Genomic DNA, 11,122 nt, shown 5'->3' on the forward strand with positions numbered 1-11,122 from the left:
GCTCAAGCTCGCGATGGAGGGCCTCGCCCACAACGACCTCGAGACCGAGGTGCCCGAGAAGGGCCGCCGCGACGAGATCGGCGACATGGCCCAGACGGTCGAGGTGTTCAAGACAAACGCGCTCGAGGTGGAACGGCTCAAGGCGGCGCAGGCTGAAGCCGAGCGTCACGCCGCCGAGCAGCGCCGCCGCGACATGATCAATCTCGCCGACGGCTTCGAACGGGCGGTGGGCGAGATCATCGAAACGGTGGGATCCGCATCCACCGAACTCGAAGCATCGTCCTCCACGCTTGCAACCACCGCGCATCGCGCCCAGGAGCTGACCTCGGTCGTCGTGGCCGCATCGGGCGAAGCGACCGGCAATGTGCAATCGGTCGCGACCGCCACGGAAGAGCTGTCCTCCTCGGTCACCGAGATCAGCCGGCAGGTGCAGGAATCCGCGCGGATGGCAAGCGAGGCCGTCAACCAGGCCCGCACCACGACCGAGCGGGTCAGCGAGCTCTCGATCGCGGCGACGCGGATCGGCGACGTCGTCGAGCTGATCAACACCATTGCCGGCCAGACCAACCTGCTGGCGCTCAACGCCACGATCGAGGCGGCGCGTGCCGGCGAAGCCGGCCGTGGCTTTGCGGTGGTGGCCTCCGAGGTGAAGACGCTGGCCGAGCAGACCGCGAAAGCCACCGGCGAGATCAGCCAGCAGATTTCCGGCATCCAGACCGCGACCCAGGAGTCGGTGAGCGCCATCCGGGACATCTCCGCGACGATCGAGCGGTTGTCGGAGGTGTCCTCGACCATCGCCGCGGCCGTCGAGGAGCAGGGCGCCGCGACCCAGGAGATCGCCCGCAACGTGCAGCAGGCGGCCCACGGTACCCAGCAGGTCTCCACCAACATCACCGACGTGCAGCGCGGTGCCGCCGAGACCGGCTCGGCCTCCTCGCAGGTGCTCTCGACCGCGAAGATGCTGGCGACCGACAGCAACCGGTTGAAGGACGAAGTCGGAAAATTCCTCCAGACGGTGCGCGCGGCCTGAGCCTGCGCGGCGGCAACGGTCCGCCGCGCGTCCTATCGCGCCAGCAGGAAACCCAGCGCGAGCGCGAGCAGTGCGGCCGTCATGACGACCGCCGTGGCCGCGCCGGCGACGATCCGGGCCTTCTCTCGGCTGGTGGTGGGACGCATAGGATTGAAACGCGACGGGTGAGGCGAACGGGTTCGCTTGCAGACGATTTCGGACGGAGCGCGCCCCGAGTATAGTGCGCATGCGACGGAATTTCGATGCGAGTCTTGTCCGATGATCCCCAATCGTCCTCCCGTGCTCGCCCATGACCGGTTCGTGGCCGACCGCGAGAATTTTGCCGGCCTCGATCTCGCCGCGCGGTTCGACCGGATCGAGCGGACGAACCTTTGGGGCGCGGCGACCTCGGTCTCGGGCCTCGGCTCGGAGGACGGCGCCACCGCCGCGATCCGGGAGGCGCTTGCGCCGCTGTTGCTGCGGCTCGGCGTGCGCTCGCTGCTCGATGCGCCCTGCGGCGACGCGGGCTGGATCGGCCGTATGAGGCTCGATGTCGACTACACCGGCATTGACATCGTGCCGTCGCTGATCGCGACCAACATTGAACGTGCGGCGCGCGGCGAACTGTCCGGCCGCTTCCTGGTTGCGGACATCACGCGCGATGCGCTGCCGGCTGCCGACATGATCCTGTGCCGGGACTGCCTCGTGCATCTGAGTTTTGCCAATATTGATCGCGCCGTCGCCCGCTTTCGCGGCAGCGGCGCGCGCTTCCTGCTGGTCACGACCTTTCCCGATTGGGACAACAATCAGGATTGCGAGGACGGCGACTGGCGCGCGCTGAACATGGAGCGGCCGCCCTTCGGCTGGCCGGCGCCGCGCGCGCTGATCAACGAACGTTGCGAGGAGGGCGCCGGCGGCTGGCGCGACAAGAGCCTCGGGCTTTGGCGGCTGGACGAATTGCCCGATGGCGGTCGCATTGCAAAGCCTGGGTGACAGGCGCCAGCGCGACCTCCGTTGCCTCGGCGATTGCCTTCGCGATACACTCTGGGTTGTGTGAAGCGATCCCGTGTCACGGTTACAAGGCCGGAGGCCGTCATGAAGCTGAGCGTCATCGCAGTCGCCATGTTGATCTGCTGCTGCGCCTCGGCGAAGGCGCAGCAAGACGGCGCCGCGCTCTACGCAAGCCATTGCGCGCAATGCCACGATGCCGGCGATGCGCAGAGCCGTGTGCCGGGCCGCGGTGCCATGCAGGCGATGTCGTTCGATCATGTGCTGGGGACGCTGACCTCCGGCAGCATGGCGGCGATGGCGAAGGCGCGCAGCGACGACGAGCGCCGGGCCATTGCAGCCTTCGTCACCGGCAAGACCGCGACCGGCGCTGCCGCGGCCGATGCGCAGGGCGGCTGCACGCAGCAAGTCAGCGGCTTTCCGCAGCCGCTCGATGGTCCGCATTGGAACGGGTGGGGCGTCGATCTCAACAACAGCCGCTTCCAGCCGGCCGAGATGGCAGGCCTGTCCGCCGACCAGGTGCCGCGCCTGCGGCTGAAATGGGCCTACGCATTTCCCGGCGCCTCGGTGTCGTTTGCGCCGCCGACGATCGTGGGCGGCCTGTTGTTCATCGGCGGCACCGATCGCAAGGTACATGCGCTCGATGCCCGAAGCGGCTGCACGCTCTGGACCTTCACGACCGATGCGGCGGTCCGCGCCGCGATCACGGTGGCGCCGCTTCCCGGCAGCGATCAGTTCGCGGTCTTCTTCGGCGATCTTCGCGCCAACGCCTATGCGGTGAATGCGCTGAGCGGCGCGCTGATCTGGAAAACGAAGGTCGAGGAGCACGCGGCGGCGCGCATCACCGGCGCGCCGGTGCTGCATTCCGGCGTACTCTATGTGCCGGTGTCCTCGCTCGAGGAGGCCGCCGGCTCGCAACCGAATTACGAATGCTGCACCTTCCGCGGCAGCGTGGTGGCGCTGGAGGCTGCGACCGGCAAGCCGGCGTGGCAGGCTTATACGATCCCCGAAGTGCCGCATCAGACCGGCAAGAATGCCAGGGGGGCGCAGCTCTACGGTCCGTCGGGTGCTGCGATCTGGTCGGCGCCGACGATCGATGCGCAGCGAAACGCGATTTATGTCGCGACCAGCAATTCCTATTCGAACCCGCCGTCCGAAACCAGCGACGCGATCCTCGCGCTCGATCTGGCGACCGGCAAGCTGTTGTGGAAGCAGCAGGCGACGCGGAAGGATGCCTATGTCGTGGCGTGCTACGGCGCGGACAAGACCAATTGCCCGGAGGACCACGGACCGGATCATGATTTCGGACAGTCGCCGATCCTTGTCACCTTGCGCGATGGCAAGCGCGTCCTCGCCATCGCGCAAAAGTCCGGCGTCGTCCACGCGCTCGATCCGGACGACGGCGGCAAAATCCTGTGGCAGACGCGGATCGGGAAGGGCGGTGCGCTCGGCGGCAGCGAATGGGGCTCGGCGGCCGATCAGGACCGTATCTATGTCGCGAATTCCGACGTGCGCTTCCTGCGCGACGGCACACGGCGTCTCGACTCCACGCAGGGCGGCGGCCTGTTCGGGCTCGATCTCGCCAGCGGAAAAATCGCGATGGAAGTGCCGCCGGTCGCCTGCGGCGATCGTCCGCAATGCAGTCCCGCGCTCTCGGCCGCAGTCAGCGTGATCCCGGGCGTCGTGTTCTCGGGCAGTGTCAGCGGCTTCCTGCGCGCCTACGCCGCCGCCGACGGCAAGCTGTTGTGGGAGTTCGACACCGCGCGGGACTATATCGCCGTAAACGGCGTCCCCGCCCATGGCGGTGCGATCGACGGCCCAGGGCCAGTCATCGCCGGCGGCATGCTCTACACCAATTCCGGCTACGGCCAGTGGAGCGGGGTGGCCGGCAACGTGCTGCTGGCGTTCGAGGTGGGGAAGGAGTGAGGGAGGCGCGCTGAGGTCGGGAAGATGTATCGCAATTGCGGCAGGGCTGAACCCGTCATCCCCGCGCAACGGCGAAGCCGTTGTCGCTGGAGGTGCGAGGCGTGCAATGCGCAGCAGTGCACGAGGAGCCTCGAAGGATGAACGGCCGAGCTGATGCAGCCGGGCCGTCGCCCTTCGAGGCTTGGCCATCGGCGCAATCGCGCCGCTGGGCGCGCACCTCAGGGTGACGGTGAGAAGTTGTTGCTTGGGCACCGACTTCACATCTTCAAACAGCCGACACGGCTTCGCATTCTCGCGGCGCGTTTCGCCCGAGCTTTGCGCTTCTCGTCACACCCGTCCGAAGAAAGGGCGCAGGGAAGACCGGGCGCCGGCTGGCACCCGCAAAGCCCCCGTGCTAAAAGCATTGCACGCGCAATGCACAGGGGAGACACAGGGCAGCCGAGACGTCCGGCCTTCCCTGCGCAGTGGTTTGACGGCCTATGCCGCGCTCTCCCCGGAGACGAGTTCCTTCTTGCCTCCGTCGCCTCGCGAATTGGCGATGCAGTCTGCCCGGTCGGGCTCGCCGCATCTCCGCAAGACTTGACCGTAGCAACGACGGCCAGGACCACACGGTTTCGCCGTACGCAAGCTTCTCCTGCTTCGCCCCAGAGCGTCCTTCGCCCGAAGGCTTCGCAGGATTTGAGCGCCGTCCGTACAACGCGGCTTGCAAGGTGCTCACGGGGTTCGGCTCAATCCACTGCCCCGCCCTGCCACTTGCATCCGCGACGCCGCCGCTCGCGTCCACCGCAGCCCGATCCACGGCTCGTGACGACGTACGACCGCCCCTTTCGCCGGATCAGGATGGCGGAAGAATGCGACAAATCAGAAATTCTGTAAAGGCGAATATTTTGGTGCGAAACGGTTGACCCAGCGCTTGCGTGTTTTGCCCGTCGGGCAGCGCAAGGAATTGTAGCCCGGGTGAACGAAGCGACACCCGCCCGGATCGGCCGCACCTCGCGGACGATCGGCTGAACAAAGGAGTGTTTACGATGATCGATGCCAGATGCAGTTGCGGCGCTGTTGCGCTTTCGCTTTCGGGACCGTCCAGGCTGGTCGCGGCCTGCCACTGCATCGACTGCCAGCGCCGAACGGGCGCGCCGTTCGGCGTCGGTGCTTTCTACTCGGCTGACGCCGTCACGATCTCAGGAGCGCCGAAGGAGTACGTTCGGACAGCTGCAAGCGGCGGCAAGGTCCGCAGCTATTTCTGTCCCGACTGCGGCTCGACGGTCTATTGGAAAGCCGACAACCTGCCGGCGATGATCGGCGTTGCCGTCGGCGCCATCGCGGACCCAAATTACCCCGCGCCGATCAGATCGGTTTTCGAACAGTCGAAGCATGCCTGGGTGGAGATCGCTGGCGCTGAGCGCTTCCGGCAAAGCAGCGTGCCGAAGAATTCGAGCTGAGAGTCGCGCGTCAGAAGCTGGTGGATTCGGATTGGTGGCACGGGTCTCCTCGGCCGTGATCCTGGTGGTTTCCTGCTTCAGCGGCGCGTCCTTCACCGGCTGACGCGCGTCAACTCCAGTCTTTGCCGAAATGCTTCCGAATCTCGTCGTAGCCATTTTGGATGCGGCGCCTTCTGAACACGAGCACCGCGCCGATGACAAGGACCGCAAGGGCCGCGATCACTACAAGCAAGCTGTAGATGTCACTCATCTAGGAACCCCGACTTGGCGGAAATCAGGCTTCGGTAAAACAGCGTAGTAGCGGCGGCCGTTCTCTCTAGGGTCGCTTCCATCGCTGGCCTTGAACTTCACAACGCGCCACTTGCTTTTTGGGTTAACCGGCTCGAACTCGTAATATCCCTGGGGCAACGGCATCGTGCCTTCATAGACGGCAAGTGGTCGCCGATCTTCGAGGTCTGCCTGGCTCTGCCTGTATCCATAAAAGCGGACAATGTGGCCCTTTTCGTCACTCCGGCCCGTCATGCTGATCGGCTCGACGCGCTCTCCTGGCGGCAGGATTTCCGGCGGTGCTCTAGGCCAGAGAAAATAGAACGGCGTCCAGACTGAATAGGCCGCCGCGGCAACGAGCAGGATGGTGCGCAAGCTAAGATCAGTCGTCGCGCGCGCCGGTTTGGTCATCTCGCTCCCCGGCTCGTGAGAGAGTGAGAATTTATCACCGCAACTTGTAATCGAGCAACCGATGGGATTAGCCTTCAGTCGGGATACATAATCACCGCAACGGGCATTGCACCGATGGCTTGCCAAGCGCCTGCCGCACGGCTTTCCTTCTTCAACCATGACCGGCAGTCCTGAGTGGCAAGCTGAGAACGCAGTTCACCAGCGGCCTCCAAAGACAGGCAAGTCTCAAAAGCGTGTCGACGGCGAAGGTTCCGCGTCGACGACGATCCAGCGTCGCGATTGCCGAAAGTTCCCGTATTATCAAATGTCAATCGGGAAGCCGAAGTGCAGCGGCCGGGTGCTGCTGTCCGCGGTAAATTTAATCCAGAAATCTTATCATTTGTTATCGCGCCTGAATTTCGGAGAAGACGATATATAAAATCAGGCGTGCCGCCTTGAGTGGTGCGCCGGGCGACCCCGTAGCGTCCGGCTCCAGCCCCGGGATGTCCGGGGTCGTTCCAAAAACGGGCCAAGCGATTCACATATGTAGGTGCAGGAACCTTCGTCGCAACGGAGCATCATCTGTGCCGGGGCTGGTACCTTTCATCTCGGATTTATTGAAACCCGGTAGGGCCGCTGTCTCAAAGCAGCGGCCCTTGTCGTGCGAGGATGGTCAGGAAATGTGATTCACAACGGCCCTCCTTTGGTTGGATGGGCGGGAACGAAACCGGTCGCTCGCTTATTTCTCATCCCCAGCCCAATCGGGAAAAAGTTGCAATTCCAGAGGTTGTGCAGATATCTTCAACAATTTGACGTTGATCATGGAGCGCGGATGATTACGTCGGCCAGATGCAAGGAGCTTGCACATCACTACAAAGCGCTGTCTTCAAAGTCCGATATTTCCGAAGGCCGAGCCTTTATGCTCAGAAACATCGCCAGGAGCTTTACGGGATTAGCTGGTCAACTGGAGAGACTTGACGCGCTGGCGAGAGACGAAGAGAAGTAGCGATCCCGTCCAGCGCGCGCCGGTGCGCGTGGTTGCAATGCAACTGCAACTCCAGATTCGTAGCGTTCGGCCGGGTCGCATGCGAAGCTTAAACATATTTTGCGTCTCGGAGGGAAACCCGATGCGCCTTGCTTTGCCCTACCTTGGAATTKGYCTCTGCACRTTCCTCGCKGCGTGGCTRTCCCTTACGCTGATCTACTGACCGAKYAGACTCTCGCCGGGCGTCAGCAGCCGCACATAGGTCCGGTCCCGCTCWCGTGCAGCTCGAGCCAGCCCTTCTCGACAGCATGMCGGATGCCGGCGCCGAACTMGCTGCCCTTGCCGCCGAGCGYGAACAGGAACKGCGCGTTGATCTTCTCRATRTGGATGCGGCCRTCCTGGACCGGCTCGACGCCGGCGGCGAGTTGAACGAGCTTGCGGGCCGCGGCTTCCGGATCGGCGTAGGGGCGTGCCTCAACGTGCTTCTTCATGCGGTGCCTGCGCTCACCTTGTCGCGCTCGGTGCGGGCGAGCTCCTGCGCCTTGAGACGCGCTTGTTCGCTGGTCAACAGATGCGGCCGCAGGCGCCGACTTGGCAGGTCATCCCAATAGAAATAGACGCTCGGCCGGCCATCGGCGAAGCGGACTTCGTAGCTGCCGGTGCCGGGGACGGCTTCGTGCCTTTTGATGGTGATGGCCTCGGGGGTTATGCCGCGAGAACGTCTCCGGAACAGCTGTGCCTGTTTTATGAGCCTGCCGCGACCGCTATTCGTTTCCGTTTTGGCCGCGGTTTCCGGCCCTCGAATTCCGCAGAAAACCCTATGATTACCGGCAATTTCGTGGTGCCGGCTGAGGGGATTGAACCCCCGACCTTCGGTTTACAAAACCGCTGCTCTACCGCTGAGCTAAGCCGGCGACGCTGGAAAGCGGGGCAGGGGCCGGCATGCGCCGGGACATCTGCGCCCGCGCGCCGCAATACCAGACTTGGTTGGAAAGTGCCAGAACCCGCGACCATCGCGGATATGAATCAGGCGACCCAAGGCCGCCTGATCTGTCTCGCTCGACTTATGTCGCCTTATTGGCAGATGTGCTGGCGGCCGTCCTCGCCCTTGACCCAGCTACCGGGTCGGCAAACGATGCCGTTGCGAGCCGCGTAGGTATCCCAGTTGCCATACCAACCCATTTCGCCACGGGCGCCGTTGTAGCCGCCGGAATTGTCATAGGCGTATGAGTTGTCCCAGCTGCGGAACGGCGCCGAGGCAACGGCTGCCGCGGTGCCGACAGCGGCGCCTGCAACCGCGCCCGCAGTATCCACCGGCCAGAAGCCCGATTGTGTTCCATCATTCGAATTCACTTGCCGGGYCATGTGCCGGCGGCGATAGCCGCGGTCGGTGGTGGGATTGCCGGCGCCGAGATTCTGGCAATTGGGATCCTGGAAGGGCCCGGTGCAGCGGGCCGAATTGTCGGTCAACGTTTGCGCGAAGGCCGGTGTTGCCAGCGTGGACGCAACGATGGCGGCCAAGCCAACAAGCTTCAGGCTTGTCATGGCATTTGCTCCATGTGGTTGAGACCTGTGCTAAGTGCGACGTCCGGCAGTCGTTCCGCGTTTTCTCGGATGCGAAGTCACATCGACGTGAGCCCGCCCAGGATGTGCATCTTGCGCCACGCAACCCTGCGCGCATCGGTGCGCGGCGATGATCTGCTGCCCGTTAACGCTTCGCTAGTGCGCTTTGCCGCATTTGAGCGGCAGTCAATCCTTACGTGTTAGGCTTACCGGAAATTGGTCAATCGGCCTTAACCCTCTCTGCGTCGCGATCGGATAGGTTGTGTTCCGGAACAACCGGGATCCCGCCATGCGCGCTCTGGCGCTCGCAGCCTTTCTGATCGGACTGCCGACGGCGGCGCTTGCCGGCGGCGGTTTCGATATCGTCGTTCCCGGCCGCCCCGGCGTGCCCATCATCATCAACAACATCGATGCGTCCTACACCGTCGTCGAGGGTGTCTGGGGCCTGGGGAAGAACGTCCAGGTGCAGCCCACGATCTATGGCGGGCGCTACATCGCCGAGCGGCAGCCTTCCGATGTCGGCCATTATTATCCGACCCTGGGCTTGCGGCCGGGTTACGGCCGCCTCGAAGTCGAGCCGCCCGCGAACCGCAAATTGCCGCAGCCGGCCGAGAGCTATCACCAAACCTGGGGCGCGCAGTCGATGCCGCTGCCGCCGCAGATGGACATTCCCGTCAATCCGCCGCCGGTGATCTTTGCACCGGAGATCAATGCCAATCCACCGCACCATCGGCGGCGACCACGGGCCGAGGGGCCCGGCAGACCGCCCGGTTAAGAAACGTCAAAATCCAACAAACAGAAATCAACAGGAGAGAGTAATGCGTCAGATGATTTCGGGACTGGTCGCGGCGGCTGCCGTGATGTTCGTCGGGGCCGCGCCGGCCGCGGCTTGCGGCTTCAGCACGTGCGCGCCAGTGGCGCCGGTCTACAGCGGCTGCAACACGGGTTGCGGTAGCTGGGGTTATGGCCCGGGTTATGGCGGTTGGGGCTTTGAGCACCTCGCCGAGCCGGCCACTCAGTATTACTACGTCAACCAGGGCCCGACCTACACCGGCCCCGGCGCCTTCGCGCCGTACCCGACCTATCGTGAAGACGCAGTCGTCGCGCCCGCCAATTACGGCTACGGCCGTGGTTATGGCTACGGCAACGGCTATGGCTATCGTGCCGCCGCGGTCGAAGCGCCGGCCGCCTATCCCTATCGCCGGCCCTATTATCGTCCGTACCGCTACGGCTATGGCCCGCGCCACGGCTATCTGCCGCGCGTGCATTACGGCTACGGTCCCCGCTACGGCTACGCCCGTCGCGCTGCGCCGTACTATTACGGCGGCCACCGGGTGCTGCGCCGCTATTACTGATCGTTTGATCGGTTGAAATGAGAGACGCCCGTCCGCGTGATGCGGACGGGCGTTTTGTTTCGCTACCGCTTCATCAACCCAAGACGGCTCGCGCCAACGTACAGCGAGAGCACGGCGGYGTTCGACACGTTGAGGCTCTTGATCTCGCCGGGCATGTCGAGCCGCGCCACCACGCTGCAGGTTTCGCGCGTCAATTGCCGCAGACCCTTGCCCTCGGCGCCGAGCACCAGCGCGAGCGGCTCGCGCAGCACGACCTCGCTCAAATCCGCGCTGCCCTCGCTGTCGAGCCCGACGGTCTGGAAACCGCTTTCGTTCAGCGTGGTCAGCGCGCGGGCGAGATTTTGCACGGTGATCATCGGCACCAGCTCGAGCGCGCCTGAGGCGGCTTTCGCCAGCACGCCGGTCGCTTCCGGACTGTGGCGCGCGGTGGTGACGATCGCCTTCACCGCAAAGGCGGCGGCGGAGCGCAGGATGGCGCCGACATTGTGGGGATCGGTGATCTGGTCGAGCACCAGCACCATGCCCTCCTGCTCCAGGGTCTCGATGTCGGGCGAGGGCAGGGGATCGGCCTCCGCGAGCAGGCCCTGGTGCACGGCGTCGGGCGAGAGCAGGCGATCGATGTCCTGCGGCCGGACGATCTCGGGCGCGATGCGGGTTTCGATGTTTTCGTCCGCCAGGCGGCGGGCGGCGTTCTCGGTCAGGGTCAGCTTGCGGATCCGCCGCGCAGGGTTTGCGAGGGCCATGGTGACGGTGTGCCAGCCATAGAGGATGACGGGCCCGTCGGGGGCCGAATCGCGGTCGCGCCAGGCTGGCCGACCAGCCGATTTTCCCGGTCTGTTGAAGGGCTTAGTCCCGCCACGCGGGCCCCTGGGGATGAATTTTCGATCCTTCATGGGCTCGCTTGTGTCACGGGTCCCCGAATATGGCAATTTGGGTGCGACCGGGGGCCATTTTAGCTGTTCGCCTCGGTTGACTTTACCCCACCGCTTCGCCCATAACCGCGCCCGGTCGCGCCCCCATCCGGGCTGTCGCGGCCTTCACGTTCCATGGCCGTCTTCGGTCCGCCGGCAAAGGTCCGGCCCGATTGTGCTGCCGTCGAGCGGGGGAGTGTCCCGAGTGGCAAAGGGAGCTGACTGTAAATCAGCCGCCTCATGGCTTCGCAGGTTCGAGTCCTGCC

11 protein-coding genes and 2 tRNA genes are annotated in these 11,122 nt (G+C 64.5%); 7 read left to right on the forward strand and 6 right to left on the reverse strand.

The genetic code is table 11. The features are described from left to right. The 4 genes from ACXJL8_RS21060 to ACXJL8_RS21075 all read left to right on the forward strand — a co-directional run. A partial coding sequence (locus tag ACXJL8_RS21060; protein WP_456685506.1) for a methyl-accepting chemotaxis protein occupies window positions 1-1,030 on the forward strand: 1,030 nt, incomplete at its 5' end. A 258-nt stretch (window positions 1,031-1,288) separates the two neighbouring features. Next, window positions 1,289-2,002 carry a class I SAM-dependent methyltransferase gene (locus tag ACXJL8_RS21065; RefSeq protein WP_456624097.1) on the forward strand — a complete coding sequence of 238 codons (714 nt, stop codon included), beginning with the start codon at window positions 1,289-1,291 and terminating at the stop codon, window positions 2,000-2,002. A gap of 102 nt (window positions 2,003-2,104) precedes the next feature. Then, entirely contained in the window at window positions 2,105-3,943 is a 1,839-nt protein-coding gene (locus tag ACXJL8_RS21070; RefSeq protein WP_456624096.1) for an outer membrane protein assembly factor BamB family protein, read from the forward strand. A gap of 1,028 nt (window positions 3,944-4,971) precedes the next feature. Continuing rightward, window positions 4,972-5,385: a GFA family protein gene (locus ACXJL8_RS21075; protein WP_456624095.1), complete on the forward strand. Its 414-nt coding sequence runs from the start codon at window positions 4,972-4,974 to the stop codon at window positions 5,383-5,385. Between the two features lie 109 nt (window positions 5,386-5,494). Here the strand turns inward: ACXJL8_RS21075 and ACXJL8_RS21080 are convergent, their stop codons facing one another. The 5 genes from ACXJL8_RS21080 to ACXJL8_RS21100 form a co-directional block, all read right to left on the reverse strand. Further along, window positions 5,495-5,635, reverse strand: a complete 141-nt coding sequence (locus ACXJL8_RS21080; RefSeq protein ID WP_456624094.1) for an LPXTG cell wall anchor domain-containing protein — start codon at window positions 5,633-5,635, stop codon at window positions 5,495-5,497. Continuing rightward, a complete protein-coding gene (locus ACXJL8_RS21085) occupies window positions 5,632-6,063 on the reverse strand; it encodes a hypothetical protein (RefSeq protein WP_456624093.1) in 432 nt (143 codons plus the stop codon). Before ACXJL8_RS21085 ends, ACXJL8_RS21080 begins: the two co-directional genes overlap by 4 nt. A gap of 1,209 nt (window positions 6,064-7,272) precedes the next feature. Beyond that, on the reverse strand, window positions 7,273-7,518 hold the full coding sequence (locus tag ACXJL8_RS21090; protein ID WP_456685507.1) for a hypothetical protein: 246 nt from the start codon (window positions 7,516-7,518) through the stop codon (window positions 7,273-7,275). 348 nt (window positions 7,519-7,866) lie between these two features. Beyond that, window positions 7,867-7,941, reverse strand: a tRNA-Thr gene (locus ACXJL8_RS21095). A gap of 160 nt (window positions 7,942-8,101) precedes the next feature. Next, window positions 8,102-8,572: a hypothetical protein gene (locus ACXJL8_RS21100; RefSeq protein WP_456685508.1), complete on the reverse strand. Its 471-nt coding sequence runs from the start codon at window positions 8,570-8,572 to the stop codon at window positions 8,102-8,104. Between the two features lie 307 nt (window positions 8,573-8,879). Between ACXJL8_RS21100 and ACXJL8_RS21105 the strand changes: the two genes are divergently transcribed. Together ACXJL8_RS21105 and ACXJL8_RS21110 are read left to right on the forward strand one after the other, a co-directional pair. Beyond that, the gene (locus ACXJL8_RS21105) at window positions 8,880-9,365 is read left to right on the forward strand and encodes a hypothetical protein (protein WP_456624393.1); all 486 of its coding nucleotides are present in this window, start codon (window positions 8,880-8,882) and stop codon (window positions 9,363-9,365) included. A gap of 43 nt (window positions 9,366-9,408) precedes the next feature. Continuing rightward, complete coding sequence (locus tag ACXJL8_RS21110) at window positions 9,409-9,945, forward strand: hypothetical protein (RefSeq protein WP_456624394.1); 537 nt, start codon at window positions 9,409-9,411, stop codon at window positions 9,943-9,945. A 62-nt stretch (window positions 9,946-10,007) separates the two neighbouring features. Here ACXJL8_RS21110 and rlmB read toward each other — a convergent pair whose 3' ends face one another. After that, window positions 10,008-10,838, reverse strand: coding sequence for a 23S rRNA (guanosine(2251)-2'-O)-methyltransferase RlmB (gene rlmB / locus ACXJL8_RS21115; protein WP_456685509.1), 831 nt, complete (start codon window positions 10,836-10,838; stop codon window positions 10,008-10,010). 217 nt (window positions 10,839-11,055) lie between these two features. Between rlmB and ACXJL8_RS21120 the strand changes: the two genes are divergently transcribed. Beyond that, a tRNA-Tyr gene (locus ACXJL8_RS21120) sits at window positions 11,056-11,122 on the forward strand.

It is taken from the genome of Bradyrhizobium sp. P5_C11_2 (genome assembly GCF_054049755.1).